This window comes from Bacillus sp. FSL M8-0071 (genome assembly GCF_037975455.1).
Lineage (GTDB): Bacteria > Bacillota > Bacilli > Bacillales > Bacillaceae > Bacillus > Bacillus subtilis.
Map to the genome: position 1 here is coordinate 2,736,667 of NZ_CP150256.1, position 19,707 is coordinate 2,756,373.

General features: G+C 42.4%; 22 protein-coding genes and 1 pseudogene. 2 read left to right on the plus strand and 21 right to left on the minus strand.

Annotated elements, in window-relative coordinates; all coding sequences use genetic code 11:
• Window positions 1-81: 81 nt before the first annotated feature.
• The 4 genes and pseudogenes from racE to MKX71_RS14160 all read right to left on the minus strand — a co-directional run bounded on the left by racE (window position 82) and on the right by MKX71_RS14160 (window position 3,233).
• Window positions 82-900, minus strand: coding sequence for a glutamate racemase (gene racE, locus MKX71_RS14145; RefSeq protein ID WP_015251521.1), 819 nt, complete (start codon window positions 898-900; stop codon window positions 82-84).
• 7 nt (window positions 901-907) lie between these two features.
• A complete protein-coding gene (locus MKX71_RS14150; protein WP_003229573.1) occupies window positions 908-1,348 on the minus strand; it encodes a MarR family transcriptional regulator in 441 nt (146 codons plus the stop codon).
• Window positions 1,349-1,591: 243 nt separating this feature from the next.
• Window positions 1,592-1,678 (minus strand): annotated as a pseudogene (gerE, locus tag MKX71_RS14155) (spore germination transcription factor GerE); the annotation flags it as partial.
• 31 nt (window positions 1,679-1,709) lie between these two features.
• On the minus strand, window positions 1,710-3,233 hold the full coding sequence (locus tag MKX71_RS14160) for a recombinase family protein (RefSeq protein WP_041339462.1): 1,524 nt from the start codon (window positions 3,231-3,233) through the stop codon (window positions 1,710-1,712).
• 132 nt (window positions 3,234-3,365) lie between these two features.
• Between MKX71_RS14160 and MKX71_RS14165 the strand changes: the two genes are divergently transcribed.
• Window positions 3,366-3,701 (plus strand): YolD-like family protein, encoded by a 336-nt coding sequence (locus MKX71_RS14165; protein WP_339231236.1) that lies wholly within the window; start codon window positions 3,366-3,368, stop codon window positions 3,699-3,701.
• A gap of 137 nt (window positions 3,702-3,838) precedes the next feature.
• Entirely contained in the window at window positions 3,839-4,777 is a 939-nt protein-coding gene (locus MKX71_RS14170) for a hypothetical protein (protein WP_213400013.1), read from the plus strand.
• On the opposite strand, the gene MKX71_RS14175 is transcribed toward MKX71_RS14170, so the two are convergent.
• From MKX71_RS14175 to MKX71_RS14255, 17 genes are all read right to left on the minus strand, one after another.
• Window positions 4,765-4,959, minus strand: coding sequence for a hypothetical protein (locus MKX71_RS14175; protein WP_339231239.1), 195 nt, complete (start codon window positions 4,957-4,959; stop codon window positions 4,765-4,767). The genes MKX71_RS14170 and MKX71_RS14175 overlap by 13 nt on opposite strands.
• Window positions 4,960-5,059: 100 nt before the next feature.
• The gene (locus MKX71_RS14180) at window positions 5,060-5,887 is read right to left on the minus strand and encodes an N-acetylmuramoyl-L-alanine amidase (protein WP_339231240.1); all 828 of its coding nucleotides are present in this window, start codon (window positions 5,885-5,887) and stop codon (window positions 5,060-5,062) included.
• A gap of 46 nt (window positions 5,888-5,933) precedes the next feature.
• Complete coding sequence (locus MKX71_RS14185) at window positions 5,934-6,356, minus strand: holin family protein (protein ID WP_339231242.1); 423 nt, start codon at window positions 6,354-6,356, stop codon at window positions 5,934-5,936.
• Window positions 6,357-6,395: 39 nt separating this feature from the next.
• A complete protein-coding gene (locus tag MKX71_RS14190) occupies window positions 6,396-6,590 on the minus strand; it encodes an XkdX family protein (RefSeq protein WP_268285474.1) in 195 nt (64 codons plus the stop codon).
• The gene (locus tag MKX71_RS14195; protein ID WP_134975239.1) at window positions 6,580-7,041 is read right to left on the minus strand and encodes a hypothetical protein; all 462 of its coding nucleotides are present in this window, start codon (window positions 7,039-7,041) and stop codon (window positions 6,580-6,582) included. Before MKX71_RS14195 ends, MKX71_RS14190 begins: the two co-directional genes overlap by 11 nt.
• Window positions 7,042-7,058: 17 nt before the next feature.
• Window positions 7,059-8,669: a pyocin knob domain-containing protein gene (locus MKX71_RS14200; protein WP_252498712.1), complete on the minus strand. Its 1,611-nt coding sequence runs from the start codon at window positions 8,667-8,669 to the stop codon at window positions 7,059-7,061.
• 12 nt (window positions 8,670-8,681) lie between these two features.
• Entirely contained in the window at window positions 8,682-9,311 is a 630-nt protein-coding gene (locus tag MKX71_RS14205; RefSeq protein WP_015715405.1) for a hypothetical protein, read from the minus strand.
• Complete coding sequence (locus MKX71_RS14210; protein ID WP_339231244.1) at window positions 9,308-10,492, minus strand: baseplate J/gp47 family protein; 1,185 nt, start codon at window positions 10,490-10,492, stop codon at window positions 9,308-9,310. Before MKX71_RS14210 ends, MKX71_RS14205 begins: the two co-directional genes overlap by 4 nt.
• On the minus strand, window positions 10,476-10,832 hold the full coding sequence (locus MKX71_RS14215) for a hypothetical protein (RefSeq protein ID WP_015715403.1): 357 nt from the start codon (window positions 10,830-10,832) through the stop codon (window positions 10,476-10,478). The genes MKX71_RS14210 and MKX71_RS14215 overlap by 17 nt, the downstream gene beginning before the upstream one ends.
• A complete protein-coding gene (locus tag MKX71_RS14220) occupies window positions 10,829-11,176 on the minus strand; it encodes a Gp138 family membrane-puncturing spike protein (RefSeq protein WP_041339442.1) in 348 nt (115 codons plus the stop codon). The genes MKX71_RS14215 and MKX71_RS14220 overlap by 4 nt, the downstream gene beginning before the upstream one ends.
• Entirely contained in the window at window positions 11,176-12,141 is a 966-nt protein-coding gene (locus MKX71_RS14225; protein ID WP_015715401.1) for a hypothetical protein, read from the minus strand. The genes MKX71_RS14220 and MKX71_RS14225 overlap by 1 nt, the downstream gene beginning before the upstream one ends.
• Window positions 12,128-12,484, minus strand: coding sequence for a hypothetical protein (locus tag MKX71_RS14230; RefSeq protein ID WP_032722280.1), 357 nt, complete (start codon window positions 12,482-12,484; stop codon window positions 12,128-12,130). Before MKX71_RS14230 ends, MKX71_RS14225 begins: the two co-directional genes overlap by 14 nt.
• Before the next feature lie 13 nt (window positions 12,485-12,497).
• Complete coding sequence (locus MKX71_RS14235; RefSeq protein ID WP_015715399.1) at window positions 12,498-13,052, minus strand: LysM domain-containing protein; 555 nt, start codon at window positions 13,050-13,052, stop codon at window positions 12,498-12,500.
• On the minus strand, window positions 13,053-17,711 hold the full coding sequence (locus MKX71_RS14240; RefSeq protein ID WP_339231245.1) for a transglycosylase SLT domain-containing protein: 4,659 nt from the start codon (window positions 17,709-17,711) through the stop codon (window positions 13,053-13,055). It lies immediately after the preceding gene.
• 158 nt (window positions 17,712-17,869) lie between these two features.
• Window positions 17,870-18,166 carry a hypothetical protein gene (locus MKX71_RS14245; protein WP_017696627.1) on the minus strand — a complete coding sequence of 99 codons (297 nt, stop codon included), beginning with the start codon at window positions 18,164-18,166 and terminating at the stop codon, window positions 17,870-17,872.
• 97 nt (window positions 18,167-18,263) lie between these two features.
• Complete coding sequence (locus MKX71_RS14250) at window positions 18,264-18,659, minus strand: hypothetical protein (protein ID WP_015715395.1); 396 nt, start codon at window positions 18,657-18,659, stop codon at window positions 18,264-18,266.
• A 14-nt stretch (window positions 18,660-18,673) separates the two neighbouring features.
• Window positions 18,674-19,705, minus strand: coding sequence for a DUF3383 family protein (locus MKX71_RS14255; RefSeq protein WP_137200884.1), 1,032 nt, complete (start codon window positions 19,703-19,705; stop codon window positions 18,674-18,676).
• Window positions 19,706-19,707: the final 2 nt, after the last annotated feature.

Genomic DNA, 19,707 nt, shown 5'->3' on the forward strand with positions numbered 1-19,707 from the left:
GTATACGAGCCTCTTTAGGAAATAGACCGAAGAATTCCGGCAAAACAGAAAAAAACCCGCAACATACCGTTGCGGGGAAAACTATCTTCTAATCGGTTCTTGCAGTGAGATGCATTCCACATGGCCGACTTCATGGCCAAACCAATCGTCTGCGATTTTTGCAAACTGATCACGCGCCCCTGTTGTCAGGAACTGATGATCCGGGGCATTCGCAGACTGGTTCAGCAGCCCTTTATACGAGAGAATCGTGCTGACTTCCCGGGCTGTTTCATCGCCGGACGAAATAATGTTAACGTGTTCTCCCATATATCTTTGAATGGCTTCTTTCAAAATGGGATAGTGGGTGCAGCCTAAAATCAGCGAATCAATCGATGTGTCTTTTAACGGATACAGCGAGGTTTTGACAATCTCGTCTGCTGTTTTGTCGAGAAACTTCCCGCTTTCTACAAAAGGCACAAGCAGCGGGCAGGCGAGGTTTTCAACCTTCAGATCAGGGTTTAATGCCAAAAGCGCCTCTTCGTATGCATTGCTCTTAATCGTATTCTCTGTGCCGATGACACCGATATGCTGATTATCCGTCACTTTTATCGCTGCTCTCGCACCAGGCTGGATCACTCCGACCACCGGTATACCGACGCTTCGCTGGATGTCATCCAATGCGATCGCTGTTGCTGTGTTACAGGCGATCACGAGCATTTTGATGTGGTGGTTTTCGAGTAAATAATTCGTCAGCTCCCACGTATATTGAAGCACCTCTTCTTCAGGGCGCGGCCCATAAGGACACCGTTTCGTATCCCCGACGTAGATAATATTTTCTTTAGGTAGCTGTCTCATGATTTCCTTCGCAACGGTTAAACCGCCAACCCCGGAATCAATGACTCCTATTGGTTGTTCCAACAAAATCGCCTCATTTTCTCTTCATTTCATGCTGCAGTTTCATCAAAGATTTTTCGAAGATGGCTATTTCTTCATCTGTAAACGATTCGAACATATCACGCAGATATTCCTGTCTTTTTGTAATGACCTCTTGGATAATCCGTTCTCCTTCAGGCAGCAGATGTATCCGGACGACACGTCTGTCCGCCGGGTCCTTGACCCGCTCAACAAGCTCATTTTTTTGCATGCGGTCGATTAAGTCCGTTGTCGTGCTGCATGCCAGATACATTTTGCCCGATAATTCACCGATTGTCATATCTCCTAGTTCATAAAGCCATTGCAAGCCGACAAATTGCGGCGGCGTAATCGCATATTGATTAAGGATTTCTCGTCCTTTTTGCTTAATGATCGCGGCAATGTGGCGGAGTGACTTTTCAATATCCGCAACATGCTCCAAAGGTTTTGATGTCATTTGTCCATCCCTCACTCAAGGATCTCTTACGCACAAAAGCGTTCCGTGTCTATTTTCCTTCTTTTTTGAAGAAAATGCAAGACTCGCAGGAGAGAAATAGAGGACTTTAGTCAAACAACATCAAGAAATAAAATTTAATTTATGACTTGCCTACGTTTTGCACAGCATTCCAAATATGGTTTCGAATGTTCCAAACAAACAGCAATAACCGGCTCCTTCCAAAAGAAGGAATACCGGCAAGGATTAAAGCTCTAGCTCACCCATTCTAAGAAGCTCAACAACGGCTTGCGAACGCCCTTTCACACCCAATTTCTGCATGGCATTCGATATGCATATCTATCGCAAACTACAACAATAATAATCACTTGAATTTATAATGGAAATCGACTGTTCCATCCTCGTATATTACAAGTTTATCAATAAGCGCTGAAAATGCTTCGAATAAATCCTGATCAGTTCTTTCCAGCTGCGCGAATGCATTCTTTATATTTGATATGTCGATTGTTTCTTCTTCCTCACGCTCAAGCATGAACAGCTTATCGTTCAGTTTTTCAATTTGTTCTTCAAGCTCTTTTCGCTTCGCCTGGAATTCCGTCTTAGTGATCAACTGATCTTCCAAGTACAATTCGATTAGACGTTTTTTCTTGTTTTCTGCGTTTTCAATTTCTATTTTCGTTCGCTTGATCCGGTTTTTCTTCTGCTCTTCAAAATCAGACTTTACATCCAGTTTTAACTTCTTGCCCTTTTGTTTCAGTGTTTTAATAACAAAAGCCCGCAAGTCCTTATATTGCATCGGAGCATGGTTTACACAAAGAGCAGTTCCACCTCGTCTATAGGCGCTACACTTTAAATAATTAAACTCTTTCTTCTCACGTTTCTGATTGTATTTGTACGACGGCAGCACAACCATATTGCAACCGCACACACCACATTTCATCATTCCTCTTAGCTCATTCCGAGGGTTAAAACGCTTTTTACGCATCTTGTGTTCTTTGTTATTAGCTTTCTCATACTCTTCTTCTGATATGATCTTAGGACACCAGTCTTTGTAAACAGTCCATTTTTCTTTTGGGTTGCGGATAAATTTTTTCCGTCCCCCTATTTTGACTTGAGTATGTCTATTGGCAATAAACACGCCACAATAAATAGGATTCTTTAAAATCGTTTGTACTGTAGACAGCTGCCAAAACTCAGTCTTTTGAGGCTTTACAATGTTTCCAAGTGCCAATTCTTCGTTAAGCTTGAGAACGATCCTTTTATGTCCATATCCATGATTATTATGAAGATCAAAAATAAAACGTACGACTTTTGCTTCTTCTTCATTGATAGCTAGGAATTTACCTTCTTTCTTAAATCCAAAAGGTACACGGCCGGAATGTTCACCACGGCGGGCTTTTGCTGCTAGTGCCCCACTGGCTGCCACTGAAATTGTTTGAGGGTATTGGGCTGCAAACATTGAAAACATTTCAAATTTCATTGAGTTTTTGCCTTCATATAGGCTATCGTAGCCCTCTTCAAGCGTCACAACTCTTACACCGTGAGCCAATAAAACCTCTCGAATTTCAAGGGCATCTTTAAGATCACGTGCAAGCCGGCTGATTGATTTAAAAACAACCATCTTCAGCTTTCTTTTTTGCGCCTTATCTAAAATGAGTTGCATTGCTTTTCGATCAAGCAGCACTGTCCCGCTTATCCCATCATCTAATTGGATTGCTTCATCTTTCCATTCGTAATTATTTTTCTCAATCCAATGATGACAAATATCAATTTGGTTGGCTATTGATGTCACCTGTTCATCTTTTTCTGAGGAAACCCGTGCGTAAACTGCATAAGGGTAATCTTCATATTTGATGATCTCCTGTGTTTCTGTCTCTTTGAAGAACACTAAACCACCCCATTATTTTGCATTTGGTACATTTTAGTGTGATTATAGCATAATGATTACGAACCTCCTATACTTTTCCGGTTGATTTTCGAACATTTGTTCCTGTATAATTTGTTCAAGGAGTTGATCAGAATGAACGAGGGTATTTACGACAAAAGATGGGAACAAAAATTTATTTTGCCTGAGCAAAGGTCCGGGCTATTAAATAGGAAGAAACACGCCCAAAAAATTGAAAAACCCATCCTAGATGAATACCAACTGGAAGAAATGGCTCGTGTTATTTGCGAGGCGATGGAATTTAACTCGGTTCTGGTCATCCGTGTATACAGAGACGGTTTTATCGAAGAAGTAATAGGACATGTTCATTACATAGATGAAGTGAAACAGAGGCTACATGTGAAGGATTTAAAAGGTGATACAAATTTTATCGCATATATTTCTATTGTTTCTGTAAATATAAAAGAATAGAAACCTGTTTATACAAGATTAAAGCCATCTCAACGAGATAGGCTTTTTTATGTGCAAAATCTAGTAAAAACTGAATATTTTTCATCCCTTCATAAAAATGCCATGGTATAATTATCCTTGTTAAAAGGGGGATTATAATGAAAGAAATACTTTATTTAGACACTGAACTAATGAACTCAAATTTAGCACAAATTGATCAAGGGCTTACAACAGACATTTCTCATCATAGTGATACTCAAAAAACCGAAAGTGATGGTTCTAATTTTTCAAATGGAAAAAAAGCTGAAGTTGGCGCTAGATTAGGTCTAGTATCACTTAATTTGAATGGAAAATTAGGTGCTGATGCACAAGAAGGGTTTCATGAATCGCGTTCTTTTTTAGAAGGAGAAAAAGACATTTTGAATAAGTCTTTTCACGATTATTCTTTATCATTATTAATGGATAAACTAGATGAAGCAGGGTTGTTGAAAAAGACAGATTCTGATTTAAAAGAGGGTGACTTTTTTATCATTGAATCTGAATTAAGATTCAATGATTTTTCCCTAATTAAGAGGTTTAGCAATCCTGAAAAAATGGAAAATCTATTATTAGCAGAAATCGCTGATTCTACAATGACATATCAAGAAGCAAAAAAAATAACAAATAAAAGTAAACCGACAGCTAAAGATCGTGAATTAATGGAATTAGCTACAATAGTTGTAAAGGTCCATGAATCTGTTAAGCCGACTCTCTTGACATTAAAACAACTTCACGCTTTCAGTGATTTTTTGTCTGATATTTTTGAGGATCATTCTTTTATTAAAATAGGGAAGAATGCAGGGATAATTAAAAATTCAAGTTTGCGGGAATCTACAACTTCTCTTGCACTAAGATCAGAAAACAATAGGAAAGTTAAATTACTTGGTCGTTTTACTTCGAAAAAACAAAAGGTATTCAATGGTTTTAACTTTGATGAATTAAAACCTGACGAATTTTATAAAATGCCAAATTTATTTCTTGATGTTGCATTAGGCTCAATGCAACTTATTAGCGTAGGCGATAATATCGTTAGCCCAATTGCGATTTATTTTGAATGATTTTTAAATAACTCTCTTCTTTGTTTTCTTATTTTATCGAACTCTTCAAATTTGTTGTCTAAATTATTACTTCGAGCTTCCATGCGTATCCTGTTATTTTTTTGAGTTTTATCGAACTGGTCATTTAAATGATTCATCTGATCAATTGCTTGTTTTATAACGTTACGACCAAATTTAAACATTTTTTTCACCTCAGTTTTAAATTATCATATCATAAACCATTTTATTCATACAAAAGTGAAATGTGAAAAAGCTCCTCGCAAAAGGAGCTTTTCCTTTTTCTTATTTCAACAAAGCTTCCATTTTCACCTTTGTTTTTGGCCCGTAAATGCCATCAGGAGTTAGTCCATTCATCAATTGGAATCGTCTTACTGCGTCTGCAGTTTTAGGACCATAATAACTATCAATACCGAAGTTTTTGGCTTTCTTATCCGGATAGAAATGCAATGCCGCCAGCGCTGTTTGAATCTGTTCAACTGCACTGCTGTGAATCAACGGGCTTTTCACTTTGAAAATGCCGGAAGGCAGATTAAAAGATGATTTCTTTTTGCTTGAGCTAGAGCTTGATTTTTTTACTGTTTTGGATGAAGTTGTTTTCTTGCTGGATGATTTGCCACCAAGTGCCTTTAATTCAGCATCAATCGCCGCTTTAACTTCATTCCAGCGCCCTTCCGATAAGATGCGATGCGGGCAATACTTTCCGCTCCAGTCTTGATGTTTCCGCACACGATCAATACTCCAGCCGCGTTCTTTAAGTAGCTGCGCCACAAACTTGATAGCCAACTTTTCAGCAGCGTAGTATTTAGCGCCTCCCGACTTGCTGTAGCAGATTTCAACGCCGATAGACTTACGGTTCCCGGGACCGTTTGTGCCGTCGCCTGTGTGCCATGCATTGCGATTTAACGGCAATCCTTGAATAACCTCTTTATCATCAACTGCAAAGTGAAAACTCGTTGAACTGGTGTTTCCAATCATGTAGCTGACTTCGTTCGCAGCTGATGCATCATTGTACGTGTTGTGGATGGTGATGTACTCCGCGATCATTGGATTAGGGCATTTTAAAGCGTATTTTGCTTCTGATACAAGGTTCTTTTTCACTGCGATTGTCATAAATGATCTCTCCTATTCTGTTTTTGAAATAAAAAGAGCCGCTGGATTACCCAGCCGCTTTTTCATCTTTTTTTGTTGTTTGTTCGTTTTCTTCTTCAATTACATGAAGTCGGTCCGTAATTGCAGCCGGAATCTTAACGCCGATCTGTGCCAGGTTCTCTGTAATGGAAAGCCCTTCATTGGCGATATAAAAAAGAACGGTCCCAAATGTGAGAACACCGTTCAGATTGAGAATTGTATCAATAATGTTTGCCACAATAACCACCAAAAAGCTGAGCATTTTCCTGACGTAACCAAACCAAGCGCTTCGGCTCCGCAGCTTCTTAAATTTCCACGCCTTGATTACGCCTGTTATAACGTCTATAATGCTGAGGACCAGTAATAAATCGAGATATTTCACACCTCCAAACAGATAGATCCTCGCTAAATCCAATGTTTCAAAATTAATAAACACAGTCGTTTCCTCCATTTCTTGTTATCACCTCCTTAGAGGCAAAATAAAAAAGCCTTATTGACTGGCTTCTGTCGTTTCCTCGTATGGTTGACCAGTTACTTCCTGGTATTGGTCATGTGTAATGTATTGTGCCTGAACACCTTCTTTCATGTCCTCAACGGAACAATCGTTAAATGCCATAGCCTGCTTTACCATGGCTGTTGTGGCCCATTTGTAGAACAACGCAAATACCCAGAAATTAAGATTCACTTGTCATTCCTCCCTTTAAATAGAGAACATCTAATTTTAAAGATGCAACTTGCTCACCTAAAGATTGATTCAAAGTTTCTGCTTCTTTTCTTGCTAGCACTTCCGCAGTCAATTGTACGCCTAAAGCATTTTGAGCCAGCTCAGCCTGTTTTCTTGCCAGTTTTTCGTCTGCCAACTGCTGTCCAAGTGTTGCAAGCTGTTCTTCTATAGGATTGGTTTCAGGAATACTGCCTTGTTTTAGCTGCTCTTTGTATTCTTCATCAGCAGTTTCAACCCATGTTTGTTTTTCCTCATCAAATAAAGGCCGCCACATACCCTCACCATTTATTTCGGGAGGAATATCAGTAGCATTCGCCGGGATATTATACCTTCCTGTCTCCCTATCAAGTTGTAACTCAACCGGCCTTCCTAAATAGATTTTATCCTCACCATATGGGTATATTAATTTCATGCTTATCCCTCCTTTCTTTATGTTAGAGGTACAACTAAATCTATATAATATCCATTTACCTTTGACTCAGTAGTTGCCATTATACCTGTTAGTTTCATATCACCAGATGCATATATAATAATCTTGCTATAACCGGTCGTGCCGCTGGTTGCAACCATTTTGACAATTCCTTTGCTCGGGGCGCTTGAAGACGGGATGCTCGCAAAAACAACCTCCCTATCAGTAAGAACATGACCATTAAGATGCAACGTGTTTCCGACTTTACGGTATTGTAAAGGTCTATCACCTGAAGTTGCTCCGTTTTTGTATGGAACATTTACCCACGGCGTCTCTATAAAATCTAAGTCTGTAACAACCTCTCGCCACCCAGTGAATTCTCCCTCTTTATGCTTTGTTCCAATCCATGTACGGTTATCATAGGATCTTGTTGCGACAATTTTCTTTAACCCTTGAGGTGGGGCAAGATCGGCAGGAACATCTGTAATATCATAATAGTACCAAGCAGCATCATCATCCCCTGGATGATTCACAACACCTGCCCCAAAATAAAAACCAGTCGGATAATCAAAAAGGTTCTGTCCTTTAGTTATTTTTATTCGCTGACCGGTTTGGGTTGTCAATTGATAGAGTTGTCCACTATTCCACTTGTTCTTATCTTCTTTCGTTACATGAATGTCTGTTTTATTTTCATGAGTATTGACCTTTGCTTGGGCTCCTTCGGAATATTCAATCTCCATCCAAGGTGTCCAGTTTTCTGATCCACTCACCTTATTTCTTATGAATTTCCGCCGATTATCAGGTATAGAGGTTGTTGCACTGGTATATGCTGTGAATTCCTGATATGGATAAGTGCCGTAGTTGTAAACCAATAAATAACCATTGCTATTCACAGGGGCATTCAGTGCCGTTGAAGCTGAAGTCATATAATAAAACCCTGTTTCAATAACAGTATTGAAATCCACGCCTGACAAGTTTTTCATCAAACCATTGTCTTGTGTTAATTTTGATAACTGAGCCGCATTCCACTTGGTTCGCTCTGCATCAGAAATATGACGAATCTGGTTATAGTTATGTGCGTCAAACTCCGTTTTGGTTGCCTGTTTGTCATTGGTAACATTACCGAGCCCGACTTGATCTTTTGTCACCCCATGAGGGTTGCTTTTATCATTAATGTGTTGATCAGTATACGTTTTTGCATTTTTTTCGGCTGTATCAGCTTTGTTTTGCGCCCCTGTAGTCGTTTCCTTCGCATTCCAATTTGAACGCTCTGTGGCCGTGATATGGCGTGTGGAATCTGTATTGTGTGCGTTGAATTCTGTTTTTGTTGCTTGTTGCACGTTGTCTACGTTTCCTAAACCTACTTGGGCCTTTGTGACTTGGTTGGGGTTATCCCTACGTGCAGCAAATTCATCTGTATAAGCTTTTGCTGTTTTTAAAGCAGTGGAAACGTCATCTTGTGTTGCTCCGATCTCTTGCAATTCCTTTAGTGCATGATAGGCCGTATACTGATACCAGTTGAACCAATCCGCAGGGGGATGATCCATTGGTTTGTATCCTTCATCAATGGAGGACTGCGGGGGCCTCTGCCCGGCGTTCCCCCATTCAGGCAATTCTTTTGTAAAAGGCATAAAAATCACTCCTTAAATCGGTAAAGGGTAATCATCTTCAGGCTGAAAAATTCCGCCGAGTGTTCCCCCATCTGTCCCGTCTGTTGAAAATCCATATTGACTCGTTTCTATAGAGTTAGCAGAGGACGAAAAACGAAAGGTGCCGTTTAAATCTACATAAGCCACCCGCACGCCTGCAGCAACTGTTTTTTGAACGATATTCGAAAACTGTGTTGCACTCATTCCAACTTTGCTCAAAGCCTCAATGGGTGCCTTTTTTACGATAATGGCAGCCGGTTCATCTTCATTATTTTCCTTGCTGCTGACAATGTGGATTTCACTTGGCTTGCAGTTCAGTGTTTTGGCTAAAGCTTCAATGATCCGGTTTGTGGTGCCATCTGAAACATTTCTGGCAACCTTGCCGCGAATAAGCACACGATAAATTTCATCAGTCGCACGGCCCCGATCCTGTGACACGTTGTCACCAAGTAGATCCAGAGCCTTTCCTTTTGCCGCATCAATATCCCGCCAGTTCTCAGCTGTGGTTAGCGCGCTTTTAAGTGCTGTCAGCTGTTCATCGACAATTAAAAAAAGCTTTCCGATATTGCTCTTTTCATCTTTCAAAAAGGCATCGGTCAGCTTTCCTATTAAGTCTTTAATCATATGAGATTCACCACGATTTCATCAAAATGTACCTGGGCAACCTCTTTAGGTTCAATTTCAATGTTTGACTGTGAAAGGTTTGTCGCATCTTTCCCCATCCTGATTGTTACATCAGAGACACCATCTACTTGATATACCGCGTTGAACAACTGCGACAATATAACATCATCGCCCATTTGTGAGCCGGTATAGTAAGAGCCGTTTGCATCAATTCCCCCGATCTTATAAACGAGGTTGTTTTTGATCTGACTTACTCCATCAATAGGGAAAGAAGCATTTGTTTTTAAATCCAGCTGCAGATATATTTTGACTTCTCTTGCAAAATCAAATTTGACGGCATGGTCAAGTCCGCTGGCGTCATTTATGGTGACAACTTGCTCCCCGACCGTTTCAATTCCTGCAGCAACACTGTCAAACAGTGCTTGCGCAACATCATCTTTTGTACCGCCCAGAACATAAGCATGAATGCTTTTTGGTGGGTTGCCGTCCGCATCGGTCTGCATGGTATTGTTGGCAACAATATTCGCCGATCTGACGCCTGACACGTTTAGCAGGGCTGAAATAATACCTCCGTTTGTAGATGCTGAACTGCCCTCAACTGATTTCTTTATTCGTGCCCGGAATTCCGAATCTGTCTCCTCGTCGGCACCGCCTGCCGATGGTTCCGGATTTGTAACTGAATACACGCCCTCTGAGGGCTCTGCCTGCACGGTAATGGTATTTGCCGCAACATTGTTTATAACGCCCTTAGAAAGCGAGACAGCCGTCCCTGAGCCTGTCCCATTAGCCTCAATTACAACATCTTCAATCAATTCAAAATAGATGCCTGATTCCGTAGTAAACTGAGTTTGTTCTTCAATTACGATGCCGGGTTCTCCAGTAAAGGACAGAGTCACAACTGACTCCGCAGCTGGCTCCCGCGTGATACCTGAGTTGCTGCCAAGACGATCGAGCTGCACGCCCTCAGACTTACTGACAAAGCCGCTGTTATAAACCCTTTCTGCAATATCCCACAAGCCGGCCAGAAACCAAGCAAAGATACGAATAATAATTCCTAATGGCGTTTTACTGGATGTGTTTACATCCTCCCCGAATTGTTCCCGAGCCCGGTCCTCCATACTATCAACAAGCTCGGAATAGGTTTGCCGTTGAAAGCCCGTTTCATCAAGCAAGATCAACACCCCCTATCTCAATTGTTTCTTCATCCTCTTTTGTCATTTTCACATGCACTGCAAGACTGCGAGACTCTTTATCCATTAAAAAGTTCACCGATTCCACACTGGCAATACGCTCTTCTTGAGAAATGGCATTTATAATGTCATATTGCGCTTCTTCTTGATCAAACTGCTTTCTTAAAATGTTGCTGCGATCAAGGCCGACATGTTCATCAAGCTCAAACTCTCCTAAACTTGTTCTAAGGATCATTTCTACTGATTGAGCCAGCTCAGCATCACCCTCAACCATTTGTAACTCACCATTTTCAAAACAAAGATCCCCGTCTTTAAGCTTGAGAGTTTTCATCCTTCCCACACTCCTATGACAACTGGATCATTTATACTGTGTGTGCGCCTCGAATCCGGATCAAAGGTTTTATTGCCGTCCAGGTTATCCAGCGAACGTTCAGCAAACGAAACAAACACGCAGGACCCTACTTTAATATCAGCTTCGACGTGTTTCAAAACAGGCGCATGCTCGATTAAAGGGTATTCATGTAGATACTCACCATCATTGGTTTGAAACAGCAATTTCAGATCGGCAGTGTGTTTCTCAGCATTGTAATTTACAACCCGTGCTGGCGCCGTTGTATGGATTGATTGTTTTATCCGCTGTTCGAATCCGTCAAAGAACTTTGTCGCTTTACTCATTAAATCACCCTACATTCTGTGAAAAAGTCTTTACCGTCAAAGGAATGAGAGCCATCTTTCACACGATATTTTCCTTTCGCTGTCTTGCTGTTTATTTCTATGATTGAAGCAACTGCGATACGATGCTGCAATAGGCACTTCACCTTATACCCTTTGAGATCATCTTCCTCAAATTGTTCAGGCGTTTCCACAAGTCCTGTTGCCTCTTCGAGCTTGAAACGTTCGTCATCCCCTTGACTGAGTGGCCGAATAACAGGACGGCCGCGCCGATAATACATGACTGCCCCAGCATCATGAATGACCTCTTCAAGATTGTTTTCAATCAATCCAGTGACACGATAGCCTTTTTTATAAACTTTATTTTTTGGCAGAATGATATTTTTCACTTTAATACCGAGCACACGCAGAAGCTTATCGACAATTTGCCTTGAGGTTGTGCCAGCCTTGAACGTGATTTTCATGTATCTCTTACGGTATCTGACCTCTGTTCGAGTGCCATAATTTCGGACCGTTTTATATGTCCGGCCGTTCTTGTCTTTTTTATAAGTCACCACAGGCTTTGCGAGCTTGTACCGCTTTTTCACGTAATATTTTTCAGCAGGATCAGCGTTTTCAGTGGTCACTTTCATATGGGTGTAATCATCGCCATCTTTTGAATAGATGGCCGTTACCTTATTCAAACCGTCCCAATTATTCAGCACCTTGGTAACTTTACCGATAGTTAAAACACCGTAATCGTCTTTATAACCAGCTTGAACAGTGATAGTGCTGCCTTTTTTAATTTTGCTGATTGAATCTTTGCTTAGGTTGTATATTTCAACCTTTGTTTCATTCGGTTTGAAGTCATCATCAAACGGGACCTCAAAATGAATCTCTAAGTCCTTATAATCGAAAGTGGTTTGTGAACTGCCGTTATCTATCGTGACCTTAACGACGCGCCCAAACAGCATTTTATTCGTCGCCATCGTCTTCTCCCTCCGCATCGTCCGAGACATCATCAATATAAAGAAACACGGTTTGCATAAAATTCTCGTATGTAACCCGTGTTTCTGTATTCGATTCATCCATAGGGATTAAGGAGGGTGCCGGCAGCTTCTCGTTTACAATGTCTTCCCACAAAGGGACGTTCAAAATCAATTTTTCACCCAGCACGATTGGTTCCATGTCCTGATCGTATAAATCAAGTGAGAAACTATCGTCTGTCTGGTTGTAATTGATACGCAAAATGAACGTGTCATCTGCTAAATCAAATTCAAACTGCTGTGGTATGTCCTCTTTGTCAAAAGGAATGTAATCTCTCGATGCCACGCCTTTCCCTCCTTCATCTGATCCTCATTTTGACCCCTATCGGAATTCTTCGATCCGGCCAGGGATTCAACCGACGCAAAGCATTTACAGTGGTGCCGTATTTACGAGCGCATCCCCAGTAAGTGTCACCCTTCTTGACCTTGTGGTATAGCTTGCTGGATTTTTTTGTTTTCTTCTTGCTGGCTTTCTTCTTTTTCCCGGCTGTTTTCACTTTCTTTTTGACCCACGGGCTTTTTGCAATACGGATTTCTTGCAACTCAATTGAAATAGCAAAACCGTTTGTGTAATCGCCTGTGTCGCGATCTATCTTTGTGATGATCACATTTTTAGCAACCTTACGCCCGGTATAAGTCAAAAGAGTTCCAGCATAAGCCTGCTTTTTCAGATATTCATAATCACTATTTGCTGTTTTGCCTAATAAATAGCCAGAGACTGTTGTCGTCTCTGGCTTTCTTTGTACATGGTCCGTGATCGGGACCCCTTTTTCAACGGGATATGAAGTAACCTCCACATCCGCGCCGTCAGATTCCTTTTCGTTTACAAGATTAATCTTTCCGAGCTTCGCCAATTAATAAGCCCCCTCTGGTGGATAAAGCGACTTCAGCATGTCGAAAACTTCGTCAAATGTTTCAGTTACAGCCTTTTTCACCTTTGTTTCTGCCCCTTCACTGCCGCCCTCAACTTTTACGTTGATCGACGGGTTAAACGTGATATTGACAGATGAACTGTTTGAGCTTGTAGCAGCCTTTTCTGGTGTGTAACCAGTATCCGCGCCAAGCTCCCGACCGAGTGCAGCATACATTCCGAGTGATTGGTTTCTGTATCGTGGCTCAGTTGTGATGACATACTCCCTAAAGCCGTTTTCACCAAGCGCAGCAACTTGTGGGCTGTTAATGACTCCACCTGTCGCATAACCTCTATACGGCCCACCATGAGCCATAGAAACGAGCCCAGGGTGTTTTAAAATACCGCCGTATCTGCTGTTCAAATAGTTGATAGCAGCAAGGATCTGGTCAACTGGATTTTTGATATTTCCGTGACCCGGTTCCTTGTGAGCGTTGAATGTACTTGGTATAAACTGCATAAGCCCTTGTGATGGATGGCCAGCTTTCGCATTCGAATCCCAATTGTTCACGACATTAGGATTCCCGCCTGATTCTTTCATGGCAATGGTTTCAAGTGCGCCAGCATATTCAGAGCCAAGGCCCTTGATTGATAGCGCTTGAGCTACCCACTTTTTGACGGCTTTTGAGCCGCCACCTGAAAAGCTTTCAGCGTAACTGGACATTTTGCCTTTAACAAAACCAACGGCCTTATCTTTGACAAAGTTAAAAGCCCCTTTTGCGATATCACCGAACGAGCCAGCCATAGAAGGTGCAGAGACACCCATTTTTTCTAAGACTTTTGTTAAAAGCTTAGATGGGTGTCCGATGTAATCAAAAACATCAAGAGCAACATCTTTCACTTTGCCGGCAACGGATTTTACACCATTCCATGCTTTTGTGAATATATTTCCTTCTGTGCCTTTTGCGTAAGCCGGAACTCCCGCTAAAGCAGCCCTTGTTTGTTTTGCAGATAATACCTCAGTGCCTTTCGGAAGATTCATCAGCGTATCAGTTGCAGGGCTGAGTCCCACATGACCTGATGGAGTCCGATACATTTCAGGGCCAGCGTTTGCCCCTTTACCGTCTCCCAGTATCGCTGGGCCTCCGGGGTGTCCTCCGGTTCCATGTGCATATTTAGGTACTTCCCATTTTGGGATATGCTTATCTTTCAAACCGATCTTATCAAGGACCCAGTTTACTCCGCCGATTACACCATTTACGCCTTTTCCGAGTGCTCCGGCAAGTTTGTTCGCTAAGCTAGTCACACCAGACACAGCCTTATGAGCCATGTTCTTAATTCCATCACCGATTCTGCCCGGTAATTTCTTGGCCCCTTCGACTAAATCATTGAAACGATCCATAACTTTCTGACGTAAATCAAGCGCCAATAACGCGACTTTATTTTTTATATAAAGCCATCTATCAGTGATTGCTGAACCCATATTGCTTACAAGCTTTTTCACCATGCCGACAGCACTAGAAAAAATTTGCTTCACTCCGTCCCACATCATACGGAAATTCCCAGTGAATAAGCCTTTGAAAACCTTCACTATTCCCATAATAATGCCGATTGCACCCTGAATAATCGCAATGATATTTTTAAGTGCAACTTGAATTATTGAGAGCACAACCGGGAACACAGCAGTCACGATATTTAGGATGAAACGGATCGCCGGAATGACCACAGTTGTAATGATATTCGCCAGAAATTGCAAAAGAGAAACAACAATCGGAAGTACCGCTTGTATGATTTGCATGATCTGCGGGAATACCTGCTGCACAACTTGAATCAAAATAGGAAGTGCTGCTTGCGCCAACTGTAAAATGATTGTTGCCGCTACAGTAAGCAATTGAGCCACGATTGGAAGAACAGCCATGATGACCTGTTTAATAATCGGGAACACTTGCTGCACCGCTGATAAAATTAACGGGAGCACTTGAACCGCTATTTGTCCGATGGATGAACCTAATAGCTGAATCAATTGCAAAACAATCGGAAGAGCTTGTTGCACAATGCTCAGGATCAACGGGAACGCAAGCTGAATCATCTGGACCAAAATCGGTAAGGCATTTTGCACAATTGAAACAAGGATTCCTGAGAAACTGCCTATCAATTGAATAATGATTGGCAGCACTGCATTAATTACGCTCAGAATGACTGGGAAAATTGTCTGGAAGCCTTGAACAAGTAACGGCAGGATGCTGCTTGCTATTTGCAAGACACTTGTCCATAAAGTACCCGACAACTGCATCCAAGCTGAAAGCAATTGCTGAATCAGTGGCATGATTTGCGGACCGATTGTCTGGAACGTTTGCGAGATAGCTGCAGCAAACAAAACAAGCGTGCCGCCTATTTGAACGAAAGCCTGCTGAAGTTGTCCGGCCAGCTGCTGAAACTGTGGCGTCAATTGCGCGACCAATTGCCCGAAAGACTGTTGAATCGTGTTGATGATTGGCTGCAATGCCTGAAATACAATCGTTAGAACAGATTGTACCGATGTCCATGCTGTCTTTAAGGCCTGGCTTACATTTTGGTTTGTTTGTTGCATGCGATATAAGGCACCAGCAACACTCAAAATAGCACCGACAGCCACACCGATTGGCCCTGACACTCCAAGGAATGCAAGTCCGATCGCCGCGACAAACGGAGCAACCAGAGAAACCATTCCTTTAAAACTGGAAAGACCGACTTTCAACTGCTCCATGAATCCTTTTACGATGCCGTTTAGACCGTCTGACAGCCCTTTTCCGAAGAAATCAGAGACTGTCTTTCCGGCATTATGAATGAAGCCTGACACGGTTTTCACAGCCGTTTTATAGGCCGACTCAATTCCAGCCACTAACTGTGGATGCGATTCACCGAGACGATCCCATAATTTCAAGGATTCAGCTTGCATTTTATGAATGGCTGTAATCGCCACGTTTTGTGCGTCCTTGAATCCTTTCATGAATGCAGGCTTCAGACCCTCCGCTTCTTTGATCATCGTATGGAACGCACCGACAACCGCCGATTTCCCCATGTTAGCAAAGCGTTTCATCGCGTCTGTGGCTGGCTTGAATCTCTCCTGAAGCTTATCGAAATTCTTGTACAGCAAATAAATGCCGGTTACAAGGAGAACGATGGCCCCCGCAACGACATACACCGTGCCTGACATAGCAGCCAGCCCGGTTACAACTGGACCAATGAACATCCACAAACTGCTGAGAGCTCCAAGGAACCCATTAACTAACCCTACCCCTATCGCTAGTGGCGATAAAAGTAGGGTTAAAACAGGGATGAGAAGCATAAATCCTTGAATCATTTTCGAGAGTACAGGGTGCGCCTCATTAAACTGAATGACCAGCTTCGCAACGGCTGTAATGCCCTTGTATATCGCCATCGCAAACGCCGCAAACACTTCAATTGCTGGCTGAATGGCTTTCAGTAGTGTGCTGCACATCTCTTCCCATGCCTTTGAATAGCCGGGAACTGTTTGTGTTGCTGCTTTATGAAGCCCTTGGAACATGAAAAAGTTTGTAATAGCTGCGCCCATCGCAACCATTTGAAAACGCATATAACCCTGAGTGATCATCATTGTCATATCGTTTAACTCTTTCATGTTGGCAGTAGGCCCGAGCATTTTCAGAGCCAAATGCGCAGCAGTACCCTGCTTCGCCATGTTCTCAAGCGTATTCGATACGGAAAGCCCCGCTTTATTAACTTGATATAACGGGTTTCCCATTCGGTCATAGTTCGCCGCGATCTTCTCAGATTGTGTGGACCGAGCCATTAATGTCCCTACAGTCTGCAGCATGCTCATGCGCATCATTTTGTTGTTTTTCATCATGTTGTCTGTTACTTGCTTGTGAGCACGTCCTAGCCTGTACACTTCATCCATAAATTGCTGATTGGTTCCAGACCAGCTGTCCATCTGGTTCCCTAACTGAAAGAAACCATATTGAGCCCGGATCATTTCATTCCGGAAACCGTTCATACCGTATCTTTCTTCATTCCAAGCTCGACGCATCTCATTGAGCATTTGCATCGTATCGGCTTCCAGTCCACGAGTTGAGCCGCGCAAGAAGTCCATTTCACGACTATACTGCCGGATTCCCCTATAATCTGGGGCCGGGACAGCCACCGCAGCCACGTTATTCTGAATGCTTTGCGTGTTCTGCTGTGTAACGTTTGCTGCAGGCGTACCGATACGGCTCATATCGACGTTATTCAAATTCTGCCTGAGTCGATCAATTGATTCATTGGCATTTGTTATAGAAGTCTGATCAACATTGATATTGACATCAGACGGAAGGCTTTGAATAAGTCGGCTTGTCTCTTGTACCTGAGTATTCAGCTGGCTCAAACGGGATGTAACTAAGTCGATTTGAGGCCCTAGCCGTTCAATTGTTTGGCTGGCAGTTTGCAACGATGAGTTGTCTAAAATCATACTCATATGGATGTCTCTAAAATTCCGCTGTTGTCTTTGAACCTGAGCCATCCGTGTACGCATCTGTGAAAAACTGCCGCCAGCATCGCCGACATGATCAACTAGTCTATCTATTTGCTGATTTGCTCTTTCTAGAGTGGAGGTATCAACGTTCAATTCAACGTCAATATGCGTACTTCTCAATGCGTCTGACAACGTTCATACCCCCTCATTTCTTCTTGTTCCTCTTGTTTTCTTGCTCAATATGGATGTCGAGGGCCGCGTTTGCTTCCAGCAGCGTGTCGAGATCCATCGCCGCGACCTCTGAGAAGGAAAACTTCTCAGACATCACGAGCCGATACATAGGCCAGTTGTCACTCGCCTTCTTTTTGTAGAACTGTTTCGGCTTCGGTTTCGGCGCTAAGAAAGGTTTGAACCTCTTTCATCAGCTCAAGGAAACCAGGTTTTTTATCAAAATAGTCATAGCTTACTTTCGGTTCAACAACTACTTCTTTCATGTACAGTTCATACAGTTTGGCAGACGAAAACATCCCTGTATTGATATTGATAGCTTCATCGTTAAATTCAATTGAACGACGTGTTCCCGGGTGTTGAAGAGTGTACTCAGTTCCTTGGATAGTTACTTTCTTTTGTTTACCGAATTTTGACATAGGTTTTCCCTCCGCTTGTTTGGTTTGCATATATTGAAAAGCAGCCCTATTGGACTGCTTCTTTGCGTTTGATTTCTTCTTTTTTGCCATAGCTTAATTACTGTTCCAATACTGTATAGTCAAAGACTTGAATCTCGAACTCACGATCTCCAATCTCGTCACTGAATTCAGCATCAGCAGGCTTTTTGACCATCGCTTCTGTGCCACCGATTTTTTCCTGTCCGCCCGTAACCCAGATAGGGAATGTTTGAGCTGTATTTGCCAGTTTGTTCAGGTATGGCACGAATGGTGACCCCATGGAAAGAGTCAGTGTGATGGTTCCGAGTGGGTTGTTTTTCGTCGCAACACTGACATCACCCTTGGCGCTGACTTTCGTCGAGAACTTTTCTTCATCTTTGGAACACGAAACCATTGTGCCCTCGGAATAACCGGTTACGATTTTCCCGTCAATGTTCGTGTTGACTTCATTTGCATCATAAACGTATGCTGCCATTGTTTAGATCCTCCTTAAATTGAGATTTCACCAGTGATTTCAGCAGAATGAACCGCGCCAGCCAGCTCAAAAGTAAATGACAGGCCGTCGTATATACGATTTTTTCTGTTTTCATCTGTGATTTGATCACGGGTTTTTGTGCTGATTGAATACACTGGCTGCCCGTCTGCATCTTCTGCAACAATGCCATTTGCAAAGGCTGTTTGCAGAACGTTTGTAACCTGTACACTCAGCAATGAAAAACCAGCATTCGAGAACGGGATTTTGCCGTTGTTTGAGAATGCTGATTGTATTGAGGTTTCAATATTCAATTTCACCCAATCTTTGCCGTGCAGCACGTCGATATATTCCCCGGATGCAGTAATGCCCTCGGATGTCTCGTTGTGGCCCGCTTTGGTTACATAAGCAATAGCCCCTTCTGTATGCAGCTTTTTCAACTCGTCTGCCTTAATATCTTGAGGCGTGATGCCAACGATATTTTTAAATTTCCAAGTTACTGATCCCACTGTATGTGAAGCAACCGAACCAACAAGGCCAGCGTCCGGATGCTCGTCATTTAACGGGTGATAGAAAACGATTGTGCGATCCTTGCCTTTGTAAGAAGCAACTTCTTCCCGGTCAGTTACCTGTAAAACTACAAATTTATATGATTTCTCTTCCATCGCTTTTGCCGCTTCCATTCTTTCGTCCGCTGTAGCATCAGCAAGGATCAAGAAGTGCCAGTCCTTGTCGAAATACTCGTCAAACGCATTCCGAATGGAGAATGTTGCTTGTGTAGTCGCTCCTTCTTCTGGCGTTTCTGTGCTGCCTCCATACGTACCGATGGCAACCTTTGACGGTGCATTGTCGCCCTGGGCAAAGATAGCCGCAGCCTTTTTATATGCTGCTGTTGTTTCCGGATAGTCTGCCTTAATAGCTTCTAATGAGCCATATTCTTTATATGTGTTGTGGCCGTCTACCTTCGCAAGAATCAGAGGTGTTCCCAATCCTTTAAGGCTGGACGGTTTCACTAAGTCAATTTTGACTGTAACGTCACTAAGTGGCATAT